This window comes from Dyadobacter jiangsuensis, from assembly GCF_003014695.1.
In the GTDB taxonomy this organism is placed as follows: Bacteria; Bacteroidota; Bacteroidia; order Cytophagales; family Spirosomataceae; genus Dyadobacter; species Dyadobacter jiangsuensis.
Genome location: NZ_PYAS01000001.1, coordinates 492,004 through 509,800 on the forward strand (window position 1 = coordinate 492,004; position 17,797 = coordinate 509,800).

Sequence of the window (17,797 nt, forward strand, 5' to 3'; positions counted from 1 at the left end):
GGCCCCGAGCGGCAATGGGTCATCTTTGCATTGTTAAAATCAACAAAAAAGATGACCACGATAACCAAAATGAACCTGGGCCAGAACGGCCCGCTTGTTTCCAAACTCGGATTAGGATGTATGCGTATGTCACCTGTCTGGGGAAGTACGGCCAGCGACGAATCCGAAAGCATTGCTACCATTCAGGCTGCATTGGACAAAGGCATTAATTTCCTCAATACCGGAGATTTCTACGGAGCCGGGCACAACGAATTGCTGGTGGGCAAAGCGATCAGGGGCCGTCGCGACGATGCATTTATCAGCGTCAAGTTCGGGGCTGTTTTTTACAATAATCAATGGCTGGGGTTGGACTTGCGCCCGATAGCGATTAAGAACTTCATCAACTATTCGCTGGTGCGGCTGGGGATAGATACCATCGACCTCTACCAGCCATGCCGCCTCGATGGCAGCGTACCGGTGGAAGATGTGATCGGTACCGTGGCCGACCTCATTGCGGAAGGCAAGGTCCGTCACCTGGGCGTTTCCGAAATCACCGCAGCCCAATTGCGCCAGGCGCACAGCGTCCACCCGGTAACCGCGTTGGAAATAGGCTATTCGCTCGCCGACCGCCAGATCGAAAGCGACTTGCTGCCGACGGCGGAGGAACTGGGCATTGGCGTCGTAACTTTTGCCAATACCGCCGAGGGGCTCCTCACCGGCGAGATGAAAGCGCCGCTTCCGGCAGGCAGTTACCAGCATCATTTTTCGCGTTTCCAGGGCGAAAATCTCATCAAAAACCTGGCTACGGTGGAAGTTTTGAAGCAAATGGCAAAGGAAAAAGGGCATACGCCCGCGCAGCTTGCGATTGCCTGGGTGAATGCGCAGGGCGGGCACATCATGCCGCTCGTGAGCATGAGCCGGCGCGCGCGGCTGCCCGAAAACATGGAAGCGATGGGTATCACATTTACCCCCGCGGAAATAGAAACCCTTAACACGCATTTTGCTCCGGGGGCGATCGTTGGCGGAACATACCTGCAACGATAGCGGGATACTTTCAGACCCTTCTTTTTATATCTTTACCGTGTGACGAATCCAACAGAAATAATCCCCGGAGTGATATTTTATTCCTATTTCTCCAAGCAGAGGAAGGATAAAGTCGCTTTCATGGAGCATAATACGCTGATATTGCAGGTCTCGGGCCGTTTCTCACTGGAAACGGCCACGCAGAAAATCTCGATGGGGGCGGGCGAAATGCTGCTGGTGCAGAAGAACCAGCTCGGAGAAATCACCAAAACACCCCTCGAAGGCGAGGATTATCAAACGGTGGTAATATGCCTGCAAGAGGATCTGCTGCGCACCATCGCGCTGGAAGAGCAGGTGGAAACCGGGCACAAGTATTCCGGGCCGCCGAATGTGCTGGTTCCGGTAAACGATTTTCTGCGGGCATTCTTTCAATCGGTGATGCCGTATATCCGCAACCCGCATGAAGCGGTAACGGAGAAGCTGGGGATGCTGAAAGTGAAGGAGGCGGTGCATTTGCTGATGCACGCTATGCCCGAGTTGGAAGAGCTGCTGTTCGATTTTTCGGAACCCTACAAGATGGATCTGGAAAAATTCATGCTCAGCAATTTTCACTACAATGTTCCGGTCGAAAAGTTTGCGAGGCTTACCGGAAGGAGCCTGGCGGGCTTTAAGCGTGACTTTCAGCGCATATTCGGCATGGCGCCGCGGCATTGGCTCCAAGAAAGGAGGCTCGCGGAGGCCCGGTACCTGATCGAAGCCAAGGGGAAAAAGCCCTCGGCAATCTACCTCGATCTGGGGTTTGAAAGCCTGTCGCATTTCTCCCATTCCTTCAAGAAGAAATTCGGAAAGGCGCCTACCGAATGGTCTGCATAGCATATTGATGCCGGCCGGGCGCGGCCAGGCGCCGCCGGCCAGGCGTGATCAGCCCCTTCTTTTGGCAAGTTTGCACCCGCATTCACGGAGAATGACCATGTACCTTTGTTGTGTCACAATTCAACTGAAAACACAAAGAGCAAACTACATGGGAAAGATCATCGCCATTACCCAACTGTCAATCGACGGCGTCATGCAGGCGCCCGGCGGCCCCGAAGAAGATCCGAGCAGCGAATTCAAACATGGCGGCTGGTTTATGCATTACGGGGACGACCTGCTGCATAAAACCATCAGCGAAATTATCTCGGGAGATTTTGAGATACTCCTGGGGCGCCGGACTTATGATATTTTTGCGTCCTACTGGCCATTGCACGACGACGATCCCATCGGAAAAGCATTCAACAAAGCGAAGAAATACGTTGCGACACAAACACTCGAACACCTCGACTGGAATAATGCGCAGATCCTGCGGGATGTGGTGGAGGAAGTGGGGCGCTTGCGGGCAGCGGAAGGTCCGGAAATCCACATCTGGGGCAGCAGCAACCTCCTGCAAACGCTGATTTCAGCCGGGCTCATTGATGAACACCGGCTGTGGATTGCGCCCGTCGTACTCGGCGGCGGAAAGCGTTTGTTCGAGAGCGGTGTTCCCGCCGGAGCACTGTCGCTGGTCGATTCGAAAGTCACCTCAACCGGCATGATCATCAACACCTACCGCCCGGCAGGGGCGTTGCCGGGGGAAGAGGCCTAGGCATTTCAGTCACGTATAATGGTATCCGCACGTAACCGGGCCTGGCTAGTCAGTCAGGCCCAGTTGCTGTTTAACAAATTGATAATCTTTCAGGTCGGCGATGCTGATGCGGCCCCGCTTGTTGGGCGGGATGATAATCCACCGAAATTCGAGATCGAAATCGATGGGCGTAAGCCTGGGTTTGAAATAGGTCACATCGAAATTGATCGCCCCGGCCTGGTTCTGCACCTGCATAAAAAAGCCCAGCGTGAGTTCTTCATTGGCGGAAGGCAGGGAAAATACCACATTAGGCCGGCCTTCATTGCGGTAATAGGCCATCACCAGGGCACTGTCGAGCACCGCCTGGGTGATATTATTATCGGCGTGCGTCACCATGAAATAGGTCGAATCCTCACGCTGCCAGGCCGTATTAGGGACTTTGATCCACGGCGAGACAATGAGATTTGCCGATCCGGCGGGTCCGGCGGGGCCTGGTGCGCCGTTTTGGCCCGGCGTTCCCTGAGGACCTTGTGGGCCGGCAGGGCCGGTGTCGCCGTCCGGGCCTTTACAAGCTAATATCAGTGCAATTAACAGGAGTATCCAAAGGCAGGTTTTGCCGGGGAGGGGTATCGTTTTCATCATGATTTCAAAGTAGGAAGGGGATGAGCAAACGTTTCGAAACGCGTTGGTAAACACCATAATTTACCACCTCACTTTCCCGCGCAAAACGGGAGGCGAGTACCGATAGAGGCTATGCTGCAAACAGATGTAACTGTCTGATAATTAGGGTTTCATATGGGTAAATATATTGAATTTAATTTGGATATATAAAGAATAAATAGCAATTTTTCTATACAATTATTTGTGCATACAAGTCCCTCTTCTTCCATCTTTAAATCCTGATGCTTATGAGACCGACTCTATCTGTGCTCTCATTTTGCCTCCTGTTATTTTCGGCGTGTTTCGCTCAGACACCCAAAATAACGCGCGGCCCGTATCTGCAAATGGCGTATTCAAAAAAGCTAAATGAGTTTGCTTCAACTGCTTCCATAACCATCCGCTGGCAGACCGATATCAAGAATATCGGGCGGGTCGTTTATTCATCGGAACCGGAGTATGAATTGCTCGGAAATGGGTCGCCGATCGCGGAGGAGCCGGCGGCGACCACTGATCACATCATCACGCTCACGGGCCTGAAACCCGACCAGCAGTACCGGTACTATATTGGCAGCTGGATACCTCCGGCATTCCCCGAGCAGCTGGAAAAAACACCCGATAACTTTTTCAGGACGCCCCCCTTGCCGGGTGTTAAAAAGAAAGTGAAAATGTGGGTACTGGGCGATTTTGGCTATACACCTTCCCAACCTGATACGGCCAGCCGCCAGGATAGCGTGATCAATTCGTGGAAGGACTATATGACGGTGAACAAAACGGGCCCGATGGACCTTTGGCTCTGGCTGGGCGATAATGCTTATGAGCAGGGAACAAAGGACCAATACCAGGACCATGTTTTCGACCGGCGCAGGTTGCGGTACGATTTTATGTTCCGGCAGACGCCATTCTTCGCTACGCCGGGTAATCACGATTATTACGACAGCACGAAGACCGAAGATGACCTTAAAGCGAGAAGGTTAGATAAGAAAATCCATTATTATAGTGTTGTCGACAATTTTACAAACGGTGAAGGAGGCGGGGAGCCGTCCTTTACCGAGGCCTATTATTCATTTGATTATGCCAACATCCACTTCATCAGTCTGGATTCTTTTGGATTTGAAAAAGAAGGTGATGACAAGTCGTCGATTCTGGCGCCCGCCAGCGTTCAGGCACAGTGGCTTAGGAGGGATCTTGCCAAAGCGAATGCCAATCCGGATATCAACTGGGTGATCGTATTTACGCATATGCCGCCCTACACGGGTGGTTCACATAATTCGGACGACGAGTCTGAATTGATGTATATCCGGCAGAATCTTGTGCCTATTCTGGACGACTATAAGGTGGACCTGCTCGTGACCGGGCATAGCCACGGTTATGAACGCTCCCGTTTGATGCGCGGACTTAAGACCGCTTCGGCCGATTTTGTAAGCAATACCCACAACCCCGTGCTGACCAGTAATGCACAGGACAATGCCCGCTATGACGGGACGCCTAACTCCTGCTTTTATTACAAAAACAGTGCGGCCGCGAAAAATGAGGGGATCGTGTATGTCGTGAACGGGGCTGGGGGGCGAAAGGGGGAAAAGGAATATAGCAGCAATGTCAAAAATCCCGGCCTGGTTAGCCGGCTTATGGCTGCCTCTGCATTGTTGTCGGGCGGGTCGATGTATATTGAGGTGGAGAACAAGCGGTTGACAGCCAAGTATATCAGCGCCAACAAACAGGTGGTCGACCAGTTTACGATTTTCAAAGACCTGGACGGCTTTACCGTGCCAGAAACCGACAATACTGTACGCACGGCCATATGCGAATGCGCGGATGCACAGCCGGGAGGCGATAATTTCACGCATTACGTCGACAATAAAGGCAATCTGCTGCTGTCGATCAACAAGCACGACCTGAGCATCGGGAAAGCGGGCGTAGCTCCCTTTGAAGTAAAACTGGGCGGAGCGCCCGGCAGAACGGAGGTAAGCGCGCTTGGCCCTTCGCTTAACTATGTGTGGGCGAACAGGGTGAGGACATTCAGTTCCAACTGGCGGGTGATGAACCGCTATTGGACGATTAAACCCAATCCCGAGCTAACAGGAAAGCAGCAGGTAACTGTGCGGCATTATTACAAGGATTCGGACCTGGGCTATTTGCGTCTCAACGAAGGCAACTACGAGCCGATATGGCACCAAAGCCTGCGGTTTTACAAAATAAACAGCATATCAAAAACTTATAACCTGGATCCCACGCAGGGCGACCATAACAAAATCTTAGCCGCCAAAAATTTCAACCAGGATGGTATCTGGCTGTACGATGTGAAACAAACCGATGTCACTTTTCAGCAATCCACGCCGCTTGAATACAAATGGCGGTATGGGTTCAATCAGCCGGAGATATTCTTTTACCCGACGAAACTACACGCTTTCTATTCCGGCGAGTTTGTAGTAGGGCGGCTGAATGGCGGAGGCGGCATAGGAGGCCAGGCCTACAACCTGAATCCCCGCGGTACCGTGGTGCTGCTGCACGCAGGAAGTTACTGGCGCTATTTTGCCCGGGGCATCGTCCCTCCCGACCATGGTATATTTAACTGGAAAGGCGGACAGGATCCCGACGAAGTGAATGTGGAAGACCCGCCAAACTATGATTCAGATTCAAACTGGCCCTCCGGTCCGGCGCCTTTCGGCTATTCGCCTAACCGCGAAGATGGGGAAAGGACGCTTCTCCCGGCATGTCAGGCTGAGCTGGATTGCTACGAGGCCCTGGGGCCCAACTCTTACCTGCGCGCGGGTTGCGTTACCACGCCGTGTGCAACGCGTTGGATTACTTCTTATTTCCGACATACGGCCCGCATAAGCTCGCAGAGTATGGCTTATCATAAATCATTCATTATCAATTACAAAAGAGACGATGGCGTGGTTATTTATATCAACGGCAAAGCGCTAAACCTGCCGGACGGGAATATGGGCACTACCACTCCCGTTACCTTTAATACAACCGCCAGCAATGCCTCGCCGGAGTATACCTGGCAGACGGTCGTGGTGCCGAACGACGGGAGCTTTTTCAGGCTGGGACAGAATACGATAGCGGCAGAGTTGCACCAAACCAGCGCGACAAGCTCGGATCTGCATTTTGATATGGATATCACCATGAGTCCCGAAGTGCTGACCGCCCCGACGCGCCTCGCGCCCATGACTGAGCCCCGGGGCCTGTCGTCGGAGTTTATTATTTATCCCAATCCCGTAGATCAGGACAGGATCGTGTTCGACAAGCCGCTGGAATACGAAACAATGCGGATCACGGACTCGAAAGGCATCGTGCGGCGTTACGTGTCCACGCCGGGTACTTTGAAGGAGCTGGATATTTCGGGACTTCCTGCGGGCATTTTCATTCTTTCCAGCCAGTACAAAGGCGAGGTGCGGCATTATAAAGTGATCAAAAAATAACACTTGGCTGGCGTGTCCGATGCTATTTGTCAGGCACGCCAGCGTTACGGTGTCCGGGGAAGATATTTTGTACTCATTGGCCCGGAGGGCCATCCTGTTTCTAGCATGAAGGTGAACGTTATTTGTTTCGGCCCCGGAGGGGCCTCCTAATACACGTCGCCCCGGATCAGTGCGTGTCAAAAAAATCAAACAGATGTTTCTCTTCAAACGATAGCTGAAATTTCCGCAGCAGATCCCGGTATTCTTCTCCAAATGTCCGTTTGCGATGATGTTCTTCCTGACCAAGAATATACCGGACAACGTGATCTATGTGCGACTGAGAATATGAAAAAACACCGTATCCTTCCTGCCATTCAAATTTATGGCTTGTCCATCGCTTTTGATTGATAAACTGGTTGCTTTCAACCTTGATTTCCTTTACAAAATCTGAAATCGACATTGCTGGCTTAAACCCGACGAATAAGTGCGTGTGGTCCGGCATGCAATGCACCGCTAGCATTTTAGCATTTCTGTTTTGCACCAGCCCGGTTATGTAGCGATGTAACTCATCCTTGTGATGTTTAGGGATCAGGCATTGCCGATGTTTAACGCTAAATACAAATTGGAGATAGATTTGGGAATAGGTGTTAGCCATGTTCAATTCAATTATAGTGTGGTTAATAATCGTAACGCGGGTGTTAGAGGAGGCCCCTCGGGGGCCAAGACGGAGGCCGCTTGCCGTTTTCTATAAACAGGAAGCCGCTCTGCGGCCTGGCGAGTCAGCAGTTCAGGAGCACCGCTTACTCAATATGCAAAAAATTCGCCGTAACCTCTTCTCTATTCTGTCGGCGAACGCGGCTGCGCGCATGAAAAGATAGCTCATGGCTTTCATGGGTGACGATATCAAATGCGGATTTAAGAATGGGAAGTAAGGATTTTTACTATTTTGGGCGCCGGGAAAATCATTCGCCCGCCAATCAACAAACAGGAACATCGAAACCAGCATGTTATGCAGAAAAAATTCAACTTGACGTCCTTTAATCTTTACGAATTTCTCAAACATCAGAATGCCCATAGTTTCAATGTACCCTTCTTTTTAGCCGACAGGCACACCTATCAAAGCGCCCATGTCAACTTTCCCTTCAGGACATTTACTTTCGGGCTGGGCATTACTTACACGGGCGAGGGCGACGTATTCAAGATCGGCAGCACCGATTATCTGGTGACGGCCGGCTGCCTTACCACGGTGGGGCCCGGGATGGTTTGCCAGTGGACAGGAAACTATACCGCCGAGCACGACACGGTCTATTTCACCGAGGAGTTGTTTGAGGGGATGAAAAACAATGCCTTCCTGCATTCGCTTCCCTTTTTCTTCCACGGGGGGAGGCACGTAATCCGGCTATCGGACGATCAGACCAGAAAAATGGCTTCCCTGTTCGGTTTGCTGAAAGAGTTGAAAGACGACCGAAGTGCCATTCCCGGGATGGTCCATTCGCTGCTGATGCTGGCGGAGTCGTTTCACGCCGATCCCGAGAGCCGCACACCTAACGGAGGTACCTACAATAGCGTTTCAAATGGTATTTCCAACAGAGAAAAAATAGCCCAGTCGTTCAGAAAGCTCGTCGCGGAGCATTTCCCGGAGCATAAGGAAGTAGCGTTTTACGCAACTGCATTGCACATTACCCCTAAATACCTGAGCGAAGTTTTACAGTCGGAACTGGGCAAGCCGGCGAAGGCTTTTATTGACGAATATGTAGTGATGGAAGCCAAAAGTTTGCTGAAACAGACGGCCCTGTCGATCCAGGAAATCTGCTACTGGCTGGGCTTTGAGGACGCCTCGCATTTCAACAAATCGTTTAAAAAACTCACGAACATGACGCCTACCGAATACCGGAAGAGCTGATTTGTGCAGCGGAGTTTTTTACTATCTTTCCCGAAATCCTTCCTAACGGCGCCCGGCTCCATGGTGATACCTTTGTTTCATTCAAACAACAGGACGCCATGAAAACACTTCGCTTTTTGATGCTCACATCGCTCATTCTGAGTTCGATGGTCACTTTTTCACAAACCAAAAAAAACGCAACTATGAAAAACATGGAGGTATTTAAAGTATCGGTTTCGCAGCAAGTACTGGATGATTTAAAAAGCCGTTTGCAAAACACCCGCTGGCCGGGCGAAGCGGAAGGCTCGGGCTGGCATTTCGGTACGAGCGAAGCCTATCTGAAAGAACTGGTACAATACTGGCTCACCAGCTACGACTGGCGCAAACAGGAAGCCGAACTCAATAAGTACCCGCAGTACATTGCCGATGTGAAGGGCGTGAAGGTTCATTTTCAATATATCAAAGGAAAAGGTAAAAATGCCAAACCGCTTATCCTGACGCACGGCTGGCCGGATAGCTATTACCGCTTCCACAAGATCATCCCGCTCCTGACCGAGGGCGAGCAGGGGTTTGACCTCGTGATCCCATCCATTCCGGGTTTCGGGTTCTCGGGCAAAGTGGCTATGACGAGCGAGGCCGTGGCGGATCTCTGGAAAGAACTGATGACGGAGAACCTGGGCTACGATAAATTCTACGCGGCGGGCGGTGATGTGGGCATGGGCGTTACCAAGGCATTGGCTTCGAAATATCCCGATGTGGTGTCCGGTGTGCATTTTACCGACGTAGGCTATCCGATGGGCCAGGAAGATCCTGCTACCATGAGCGAAGCCGAGAAGCAGTTCGCCCAGTTTGTGCAGCAGTGGTGGTACAGCGAGGGTGCCTATGCCATGGTGCATGCCACCAAGCCGCAGTCGCTCGCCTACGGACTGAATGATTCGCCGACCGGGCTGGCGGCCTGGATACTAAGCTTCGGTAATGCGGGTGCGTCCCCTGAAATCCTGGAAGCGGCCTTTGGCGGGCGCGATGCATTGCTTACCAACATCATGATCTACTGGACGACGCAGACCATCGCCACCTCGATGCGGATGTATAAGGCGGATGCCATCGCGCAATGGAGCGGGGCGCAGCCGCTGCAAAAATCGAAAGTGCCGGCCGGTGTGGCTTTGTACCCGAGGGAAGCGCAATTTCCGAAAGAATGGGCGGAGCGTTTTGTGAATGTCGTCAGCTTCCGTAAAATGAGCGAAGGAGGGCATTTCGCAGCGCTGGAAGTGCCGGACAGCTTCGCGACGGAATTGAGAAGCTTTTTTTATAGTATTGATTGATGAAATGATTGGGAGAGGGAGGAAGGGGAGGAAGGGGAGGAAGGGGAGGAAGGAGGAAGGACTTGGGTTGACGCTGGCGGAGGGTTTTGGTTTTAACCGCTCCGCCGGCGTTTTGCGTTATTTCTTGATGATTTTTCGGGAGACGGTGTATCCGTTTTGTGTCGTTACGCGCACCACGTAAAGACCGGCCGGGAGCCGTTTTGAGTCGATATGGTGCTGATTCCTGGTCTGTTGCACTACCACGCCAATTGCATTGATGACTTCGATATCCCAGTTTTGCGAGACGCCGCTGACGGTGATGTTGTTTTCAGCCGGATTGGGGCTAATGGTAATATCTCGTATTTCGGGCAATCTCACGGACACTGTTTTGGAATAGGCGTAGCTGCCATCCGTATCGATCTGTTTGAGCCGGTAGTAGATTAGGTTCGTCGGCAAATCGGGTAAATGCTTAAACTGGTATTCCGAAAGCCCCGCTGCCAGCCGGAAAGGCTCCCATACCTGCCCGGCCGTTTGGAATGTTTTAGCGTCCGGGGCCGATTCCACATCGAAATGGTCGTGCATGGTTTCAAATGACGTCGTCCAGCTTAGCATTACCTGGTTTTGATCCAGTAGCTCCGCTCCGAAGCTGACAAGCGTCACTGGCAGCGCGCCGACGGTGACCACAGCCGGCACCCGCACATCGCTGGGGCAGTCGGCGCGGAGGCATGAGGCGTAATAGGTTCGGGATTCTTCGAGAATGGGCGTGGTGTAGCTGCTGCCGGATCCGAGGTGGTTGCCATTGGCGGGTGCGTCGTACCACTGTATCAGCCCATTGCAGCCCGTGGCGGTGAGTGTCGCGTTGGTGCCTTTCGGGATATTCAGTCCCGCCACGACGGGGTCGAGCCCCTTGCTGTTGATCAGTCCGGAGCGTAATGTTTCAATAGCGTTCCGCATTCTCGTGCGTTGATCATTGGTAAACTGCGTCTGGCAGCTGAAACTGTTGTAACCCATGTAATTTTTGAGGACGTTACCGTACGGATTGTTGTTGTTGCATGGATTAAGCGGGTTAGGATTTCCGGGGCACAGGTAGTTGGAGCTTTGATTGACCGGCTCCGTGTCGCAGATGTTATCCCCCTGTGCCGCGCAGTTGTCGTTGAGCGGGCATTCTATCGTCCCAAGATCGCCTTCGCCGATTCCCCGTGAGAACGTGTGCCCCAGGAACATGCCATGCCCGAATTCGTGGGCGAGCAGCTTTGTTCCGAAATAGTTGGCAACGAGCAGCACGCCGTCGGTCGGCGAAGAAGCGCCGGTTGGATATCCGGCCAGACCAGCGGCCTGGTCCATGTAGTTGACAAGCCATACATTGTAGTATTCGAGATTATTCCAGTAACCCATTGGATACACCTGGTCATAGGGTAACCCGGAGCCGCCGGGCCCGGTGACACCAAATGTGGTGTAGGCCGCATTGTTGGTATAAATCCTGTCGATTCCCGTGGTCGGTGTGCATTGTGGAGATCGCACCGCCAGCTGGAATTGGATTTGAGTGTCCACCCCGTCGGATTCGGCGAGCTGGTTTCGGAATGCTTTGTTCAATTCGGCGATGCCTTCATGGATTTGCAGGTCGGTGATCAGCGAACGCCCGATGGGTTCCAGGATATGCACGACGACCGGAATCGTGTAAACCTGGTCGGCGGCCTGAGTGCGTTGCATTTTGGCAGCGGCCATGTGGGCCTTCAACCGTTTCTGTGCATCGTCAAAAATTTGTCTCTGGGATTTCGAAAGAATCAGTTTCTGATGTTGTGACGTAGAAGAGCAAATGGGGCTGGTTAGCGGTTGGGCGTGAAGAACGGCGACCGGAAGCCATAATGCTGCAACAATTACAAAGCAGCAAACCCCGACGGGTAAAAGCCTGGTAATGTTTTTCATGGTAACGGATGATAGGGTTCACTCGGTGATGAATTTCATATTAAATATAATTATATTTTAAATAAATATAATTATTCTCCGTAAAGCAGTGCCGAAAAGAATGTGTGCGAAAGGCGGGTGTTTACTGTTCAGACAGTCGCTAGCTACCCCGCGCTGCGCAGCCGTTCAAACAAAAACAGCCGACTCAGAGAGCCGGCTGTTTCCATTCTAACCTTATTCTAAATTAAAATCCAGGATTGTTAGGCAGCAAATTCGGGTTCACGTCCGATTCTTGTCTCGGTACGGGGAACAGCAACTGCTTTTCGCTGAAAGTGGCACCGAATACGGTTTTGTGGCCTACAAAATCATCCCATTTGCCGGTCACGTCGTTGCGTACTTTCCGGGTCCGGAGCATATCGAACCACATTTTGTTTTCAAAACACAATTCGAAATAGCGCTGTGACCATACTTCCTGCTCAAATGCCGCCTGGCTTAAACCCGATACCGGTGCCAGGTTGGCGCGCGTGCGGATCGCATTTACGTACTCGACCGCCTTCGCGTTAGGTGCGCCGTCCGCGCGGTTGGACGCCTCCGCATACATGAGGTACACGTCCGCGAGGCGGTATAAGGTGTAGTTCAAATCCGATTTGATTGTATTCGTGACCGCATTTGCATCGAACCACTTGTAAATGTAGGTGTTCTTGAACTTCACAGGCTGGCCGGTTTTAATGCTCGGCGCAGTTGTGTAAAAGAACTGCTTCTCTTCTACGCGCTTGTCGCCCGCCGGGAACGACTTGATAAACTCGGGCGTAGGGTATACCGAGCCGTACTCATCCGCATATTTCGAAATACCCGAATAGTTGGGGATCGTCAGCGGCGTGAGTGGGTTGGTCAGTGGCACGCTGGCAGCATATTGCACCTGGAAAATGAATTCGCCGAGGTTCTTGTTCGCCGGATTGATCATGTCCGTGTAATTTTTGAAAAGGGAGTAACCACCCTTCTGGATCACATTTAGCGACCGCTTCGCCGATTCGGCATAGTATTGCTGCCCGCCGTTGATCGCCGCACCCGCGTAGGTAAGGTACACATCCGCAAGGATCGATTCCACCGCCGACATGGATACATTGCCCGTCGTGTTCGACCATGGCAGCGTCGATGCTTCCGCAGCAAGCAGGTCGGGGATGATGATCTTGTCGTAAATCTCCTTGGCCGGTGTTCTCGCGACATTCAGGTCGAGGCTGGTAGGCGTAGTCGTTACGGCAGGAACCGCACCGTACATCCGCACCAGGTAGAAGTAATACAGCGCCCGCAGCGTGTGGACTTCGGCCAGCATATTGTTCTTGGCCTCGTCGGTAAGCCCGGCCGCATTAATGCCCGGAATACTTTGCAGAGCCAGGTTACAGGCTCCTACGCCGAGGTACATTTGCTGCCACCAGGTGTCGAAGTAAAAAGAGGTATTGGTGTAACCCAGGTTCTGGTAGTTCACGAATCCGGTCTGGCCGAGGTCGCTGTTTGCCTTGCCGGTCATGAATTCCAGCAGATTGTACGTGTTGCCGCCGTAGGAAGCCGGCTGGCCGGCCAGAAGTCCCTGCAAGTTCACATAGGCGGAGTTGGCATAAGCCCGGGCCACTTTGCTGCTGGAAGCCTCCGATTCGGGCGTCAGGAAGCCCGTCGGGGTTTCTTCCAGGAAATCCGAGCAGGAACCCATAGTCAGCAAGGAAGCGGCCAGCAATATATTTTTTAGCACTTTCATATCTTTTGTAGTTGCGGTTTAAAAAGTAAGTGTCAAGCCCAGGTTCCAAACCCGCGGACGGGGATTGGCAAAGAAGTCCAGGTTTTGCGAGAAAGCGGTATTGGCACCATAGCCGGAGTTGAATGTGTCAACCTCGGGGTCATAACCCGTGTATTTCGTGATCACAAACAGGTTTTGAACACTTGCGTACAGACGCAGCCGGTCGATTCTCAGTTTTTCAAGAACAGGGTCGTTGAATGAATAGCCGAGCATGAAGTTCTGGCCGCGGATGAACGAGCCGTTTTCTACCCACCAGGTATCGAAATGCGAATCCTGCGCAAATTTGTAGTTACGCACCTGCGAGATCATCGTATTCTGGTGCTCCGGCGTCCAAGCGTCGAGCACAGTAGCGAGGCTGTTTGCAATGGTCTGTCTGTCTTCCACCGAGTGCTTGAAAGTCGCGGCGGTATTCAGGCCTTCCACAAAACGGATATTGAATGAGAAATCCCAGCCCTTGTACTTCATGGTGCTGTTGATGCTGCCCGTCCATTTGGGGGTCGTACGGCCGATAATGCTGTAATAATTGCTTCCGTCGGCATTGTAGATGTACTTTCTGTCGCCTGGTTTCAGGTTATGCTCGGCAGCAAGGGCTGCCTCATCGGAGCTGTAAGTCCCGATGCGCGTCATGCCGTACAACGAACCTATCGGCTCGCCTACGCGCAGGATGTTGGTCTGGCCGAGGAAGTTCGGGCCGGGGAAAATATCGGCATTGCCCTTGTTCAGTTTCAGGATCTTGTTCGCATTCGTTGCAAATATGAAGTTGGTCGTCCAGGAGAAGTTACGCGTCTCGATGTTGGTTGTATTCAAACTCACTTCAAAACCCGAGTTCCGGACTGAACCTACGTTTTGGTACACATTCGCATTCACTTCACCGGCCGACCATGGAATAGGCGCTTGCAGCAGAAGGTCTTTGGTGACACGGTTGTAATAGTCCACCGTCAGGTCAATTTTTTCTCCCAGGCCGAGTTCGACACCCGCATCGAACTGCAAGGATTTTTCCCATTTCAGGTTAGGGTTACCCAAATAGCTCGGCAACAGCGTCGATTGCAATGCGCCGTTCAACACCGTGCTGGTAGCGTTGGTAGTTCCCGGCTGAATCTGTGCAATGGACTGGTACTGACCAATTTCCTGGTTCCCTGAGAGCCCATAGCTCGCGCGTACCTTCAAATTGGTGATCGTCTTGTTGCCTTTCAGGAAGGCCTCCTCCGAAACACGCCACGCTGCCCCCACGGACGGGAAAAACGCATACTTGTTGTTTGCTCCGAATTTCGAGGAGCCATCGTAACGGCCTGTCGCTGTGAAAAGGTATTTCTCGTCGAGGTTATAGGTCGCCCGGGCGAAATACGAATTCATGGCCCATTTGTAATCGGCTGAGGTAGAGGAACTTCTTACGGAACCGGAGCCGAGGGTATGCCATTGGAAAATGTCGTCGATAAAGTTCTGGGTTTCAACGAAATTGGTTTCCTGGTTGTACTGCTGCCACGATGCCCCGAGCAATGCGGTAAAGCGGTGGCGCTGGTTGATCGTCTTGTTCCAGGTCAGGTAGTTCTCCGACTGCCAGTAGGTGTTCAGGTAACCCCGGATGTTGGCCACCCCGCCCTGGTCGGCCGACATGTGCGCGAGGTTCTGGGAGGAGAAGAAGTTGTTTTTCTGGGATTGCAGGTTAAATCCGAGATCGGTTTTGAAATCCAGGTCTTTGGCAATATGGAATAGTAAATACGTATTGCCGAGGGATTGGAGCGTGTTGTTGATCGTATACCGGTTGTGGGCGATATTCACGGGGTTCGGCCCGCCTTCCAGTCCGGCGATGTCGTTGTTGCCCGCCCAGGTGCCATCGGGGTATTTCACCGGCAGGATCGGCACTTCTTCCGATACCATGCGGGGCACATTCAGCCCGCCGTTACCGTCGGACACCATGCGCTGCCGGCTGCTGATCAGCGAGAGGCTTCCGCCGACTCTGAGCCATTTATTAATGTCCGTATCCACCGTGAACCGGAGGTTGTAGCGTTTGAAAGCGGAGGTCGCCATCAGACCATTCTGATTGAGGTAACCCAGCGACAAACTGAACAGCGTCTTATCGTTTCCTCCCTGGAAGTTAAGCGAATGGTTCGTCGAGGTAGCCGGTTTGTACACTTCTTTCTCCCAATTGGTATTGTACAGCGGCTTGTCGTTGGCATCGAACAATAGCGGGAAGTTGGCGTGGTTGAGTGCCGCCGGGGGCGCCCAGGTACCGCCGGCGGGGTCAAATTTGGTGCCGTTAGCGTAGGCCTCATTGTAAACCTTTACAAATTCGTCGGAATTCAGGGTTTTAACATGGCGGTACAGGTCGCTCACGTTCACATTCCCGTCATAGGAAACTTTCATGGCACCGGCACGGCCGCGTTTCGTCGAGATCATGATCACCCCGTTTGCGCCCCTGGCCCCATAAATAGCCGTGGATGAGGCGTCTTTGAGTACTTCCAGCGAGGCAATGTCGTTCGGGTTGATCGAGTTGCCATCTACGCCGATCACACCGTCCACCACGTAGAGCGGGTCGATGTTGGAGTTGATGGAGCCGATACCCCGCACGCGCACCTTGGCCGCAGCACCGGGCGCATTGCTGTTGACACTCACCTCGACACCCGCAATTTTGCCTTGCAGGGCCTGGGAAACGTTCGGAACCGGCTTGTCTACGAGCTGCTCACCCTTAATGGTAGCCACCGCACCGGTAAGGTCCGATTTGCGGACGGTACCGTACCCGATCACGACCACTTCCGTTAAAGCTTTTGCGTCGGTAGCGAGGTTGACGTCGATTACCGACTGGTTACCCACGGTGATTTCCTGGCTGGAAAATCCTACAAAGCTGAATACGAGTACGCTGGATTCATTCGGGACATTGATTTCGTAATTTCCGGAAGCATCTGTGGAAGTACCGATGCCGGTCCCTTTGATGAGCACATTCACACCGGGAAGCGGGGAGGCGTCTTTGGAATCCAGTACTTTTCCGGTGATTTTTTTGTCGGTGGCTGTGCGGGCGTGAGAGCACAGCGAGATCAGGAGCAATAGGTTTAGCAGGACTATTTTCATAATCCATCCCGACCGCAGGACGGGCGGTTGTACATAACTTTTCATGTAGAAATTAGTTAGTGTTTATCAAGCGTTTTGTGTAAAAAAAATACGTGGAAGGGCGTCCGTGCGGGCACGACGGGGGAGCGGATGTTAGTCATGATTTTCAACAGGTTTAGTAATAATTTCAGGTTTTAGTGATTTTCCGAATAGGGCAATGCCAACGCCTAATGCCGCTCAGCAGGCGTAATTCGGTATGATGTCAGGGGAGGGGGGATATTAATATTTTTAAAAAATATAGTCCAAAAAAGGCCCGTGCAGATTTAAACGCCGTTAAAATGGCCTTAAATTAAGATTAAAATGCACCCTGGACAGAGGGGTAGGGAAGTCAACGCGCTGGGTAGCAGGGCGTGGGCCGATCACCAGTATCTCACCCGTATACTTTCGGGAATCGGGATGTTGTATTAATTTCCAATCTCCGTTCTCCACGTTCCGGTAAGGTAAACTGCCCTTGACGGCAATTTGATTGGAGCGGAGCACCTCTTTCATGATAAACAGCAAGTTCAGGCGATGAATACCAGCCTCTTAATTCAAAATATTGAAAATCATGTTCGGCTCGATGCGGCGGAAGCGGAGTTGCTGCTTTCCCTGTTTCAGCCGAAGGTATTGAAGCGGAAGGCGCTTCTTTTGCGGCAGGGTGAGGTATGCCGGTCGGAAAGTTTCATTGTGAAGGGGTGTGTCAAGGTGTATTCACTTGATGAAAACGGGTTTGAGCATATCCTGATGTTTGGGATTGAAGGTTGGTGGGTGGGCGATTTGTTCAGCTTTCTGACGGGCCGGGAAAGCCGCTACCATATCGAGGCATTGGAGGATACCGAATTGCTGCAAGTCACCAAGCCGGACCTCGACCAGCTTTACGAACAAGTGCCCAAAATGGAGCGATTTTTCAGGATACTCCTGCAAAATGCATTCATTGCCCACATGGAGCGGATTGACCAGTCGCTTTCGCTGGACGCTGCGGGGCGGTATGAACAATTTATCCGCAAGTATCCGGCATTTGGGCAGCGTATTCCGCAAAAGCAGATCGCCGCCTACCTTGGCATTACGCCTGTATTTCTCAGTATGCTCCGTAAAAAAATGACGAAGGGCTGATTTCTTCAACTACTTTAATTTTTTCGACCGCCGCTTTCCGGTCCTTTGCTGCCT

13 protein-coding genes are annotated in these 17,797 nt (G+C 52.2%); 7 read left to right on the forward strand and 6 right to left on the reverse strand.

The features are described from left to right. Positions 1–51: 51 nt before the first annotated feature. The 3 genes from CLV60_RS01820 to CLV60_RS01830 all read left to right on the forward strand — a co-directional run bounded on the left by CLV60_RS01820 (position 52) and on the right by CLV60_RS01830 (position 2,623). Complete coding sequence (locus CLV60_RS01820; protein WP_106593668.1) at positions 52–1,023, forward strand: aldo/keto reductase; 972 nt, start codon at positions 52–54, stop codon at positions 1,021–1,023. 120 nt (positions 1,024–1,143) lie between these two features. Beyond that, positions 1,144–1,875, forward strand: a complete 732-nt coding sequence (locus tag CLV60_RS01825) for a helix-turn-helix domain-containing protein (protein WP_229210768.1) — start codon at positions 1,144–1,146, stop codon at positions 1,873–1,875. Between the two features lie 148 nt (positions 1,876–2,023). After that, positions 2,024–2,623 (forward strand): dihydrofolate reductase family protein, encoded by a 600-nt coding sequence (locus CLV60_RS01830; RefSeq protein WP_106593670.1) that lies wholly within the window; start codon positions 2,024–2,026, stop codon positions 2,621–2,623. A gap of 45 nt (positions 2,624–2,668) precedes the next feature. Here the strand turns inward: CLV60_RS01830 and CLV60_RS01835 are convergent, their stop codons facing one another. Beyond that, complete coding sequence (locus tag CLV60_RS01835) at positions 2,669–3,244, reverse strand: hypothetical protein (protein WP_106593671.1); 576 nt, start codon at positions 3,242–3,244, stop codon at positions 2,669–2,671. A 266-nt stretch (positions 3,245–3,510) separates the two neighbouring features. Between CLV60_RS01835 and CLV60_RS01840 the strand changes: the two genes are divergently transcribed. Continuing rightward, positions 3,511–6,687, forward strand: coding sequence for a metallophosphoesterase (locus tag CLV60_RS01840; protein WP_170118690.1), 3,177 nt, complete (start codon positions 3,511–3,513; stop codon positions 6,685–6,687). Between the two features lie 166 nt (positions 6,688–6,853). Here CLV60_RS01840 and tnpA read toward each other — a convergent pair whose 3' ends face one another. Further along, the gene (tnpA, locus tag CLV60_RS01845; protein WP_106593673.1) at positions 6,854–7,321 is read right to left on the reverse strand and encodes an IS200/IS605 family transposase; all 468 of its coding nucleotides are present in this window, start codon (positions 7,319–7,321) and stop codon (positions 6,854–6,856) included. 354 nt (positions 7,322–7,675) lie between these two features. On the opposite strand from tnpA, the gene CLV60_RS01855 reads away from it, so the two are divergent. Together CLV60_RS01855 and CLV60_RS01860 are read left to right on the forward strand one after the other, a co-directional pair. Further along, entirely contained in the window at positions 7,676–8,569 is an 894-nt protein-coding gene (locus CLV60_RS01855) for a helix-turn-helix domain-containing protein (RefSeq protein WP_106593675.1), read from the forward strand. Positions 8,570–8,667: 98 nt separating this feature from the next. After that, on the forward strand, positions 8,668–9,870 hold the full coding sequence (locus CLV60_RS01860; RefSeq protein WP_229210769.1) for an epoxide hydrolase family protein: 1,203 nt from the start codon (positions 8,668–8,670) through the stop codon (positions 9,868–9,870). Between the two features lie 117 nt (positions 9,871–9,987). On the opposite strand, the gene CLV60_RS01865 is transcribed toward CLV60_RS01860, so the two are convergent. From CLV60_RS01865 to CLV60_RS34105, 4 genes are all read right to left on the reverse strand, one after another. Next, the gene (locus CLV60_RS01865) at positions 9,988–11,775 is read right to left on the reverse strand and encodes an Ig-like domain-containing protein (protein ID WP_106593676.1); all 1,788 of its coding nucleotides are present in this window, start codon (positions 11,773–11,775) and stop codon (positions 9,988–9,990) included. 223 nt (positions 11,776–11,998) lie between these two features. After that, the gene (locus CLV60_RS01870) at positions 11,999–13,507 is read right to left on the reverse strand and encodes a RagB/SusD family nutrient uptake outer membrane protein (protein ID WP_106593677.1); all 1,509 of its coding nucleotides are present in this window, start codon (positions 13,505–13,507) and stop codon (positions 11,999–12,001) included. Between the two features lie 18 nt (positions 13,508–13,525). Beyond that, positions 13,526–16,657, reverse strand: coding sequence for a SusC/RagA family TonB-linked outer membrane protein (locus CLV60_RS01875; protein WP_229210770.1), 3,132 nt, complete (start codon positions 16,655–16,657; stop codon positions 13,526–13,528). A gap of 267 nt (positions 16,658–16,924) precedes the next feature. Next, complete coding sequence (locus tag CLV60_RS34105; RefSeq protein WP_146151507.1) at positions 16,925–17,140, reverse strand: hypothetical protein; 216 nt, start codon at positions 17,138–17,140, stop codon at positions 16,925–16,927. Between the two features lie 21 nt (positions 17,141–17,161). Between CLV60_RS34105 and CLV60_RS01880 the strand changes: the two genes are divergently transcribed. Further along, the gene (locus CLV60_RS01880; RefSeq protein WP_106593678.1) at positions 17,162–17,743 is read left to right on the forward strand and encodes a Crp/Fnr family transcriptional regulator; all 582 of its coding nucleotides are present in this window, start codon (positions 17,162–17,164) and stop codon (positions 17,741–17,743) included. The last annotated feature ends 54 nt before the right edge of the window (positions 17,744–17,797 follow it).

Excerpts from the sequence above, each read along its gene's own strand:
- CLV60_RS01820 (WP_106593668.1), top strand. The coding sequence starts at position 52 with ATGACCACGATAACCAAAATGAACCTGGGCCAGAACGGCCCGCTTGTT.
- CLV60_RS01825 (WP_229210768.1), top strand. The coding sequence starts at position 1,144 with ATGGAGCATAATACGCTGATATTGCAGGTCTCGGGCCGTTTCTCACTG.
- CLV60_RS01830 (WP_106593670.1), top strand. The coding sequence starts at position 2,024 with ATGGGAAAGATCATCGCCATTACCCAACTGTCAATCGACGGCGTCATG.
- CLV60_RS01835 (WP_106593671.1), bottom strand. The coding sequence starts at position 3,244 with ATGATGAAAACGATACCCCTCCCCGGCAAAACCTGCCTTTGGATACTC.
- CLV60_RS01840 (WP_170118690.1), top strand. The coding sequence starts at position 3,511 with ATGAGACCGACTCTATCTGTGCTCTCATTTTGCCTCCTGTTATTTTCG.
- tnpA (WP_106593673.1), bottom strand. The coding sequence starts at position 7,321 with ATGGCTAACACCTATTCCCAAATCTATCTCCAATTTGTATTTAGCGTT.
- CLV60_RS01855 (WP_106593675.1), top strand. The coding sequence starts at position 7,676 with ATGCAGAAAAAATTCAACTTGACGTCCTTTAATCTTTACGAATTTCTC.
- CLV60_RS01860 (WP_229210769.1), top strand. The coding sequence starts at position 8,668 with ATGAAAACACTTCGCTTTTTGATGCTCACATCGCTCATTCTGAGTTCG.
- CLV60_RS01865 (WP_106593676.1), bottom strand. The coding sequence starts at position 11,775 with ATGAAAAACATTACCAGGCTTTTACCCGTCGGGGTTTGCTGCTTTGTA.
- CLV60_RS01870 (WP_106593677.1), bottom strand. The coding sequence starts at position 13,507 with ATGAAAGTGCTAAAAAATATATTGCTGGCCGCTTCCTTGCTGACTATG.
- CLV60_RS01875 (WP_229210770.1), bottom strand. The coding sequence starts at position 16,657 with ATGAAAAGTTATGTACAACCGCCCGTCCTGCGGTCGGGATGGATTATG.
- CLV60_RS34105 (WP_146151507.1), bottom strand. The coding sequence starts at position 17,140 with ATGAAAGAGGTGCTCCGCTCCAATCAAATTGCCGTCAAGGGCAGTTTA.
- CLV60_RS01880 (WP_106593678.1), top strand. The coding sequence starts at position 17,162 with ATGAATACCAGCCTCTTAATTCAAAATATTGAAAATCATGTTCGGCTC.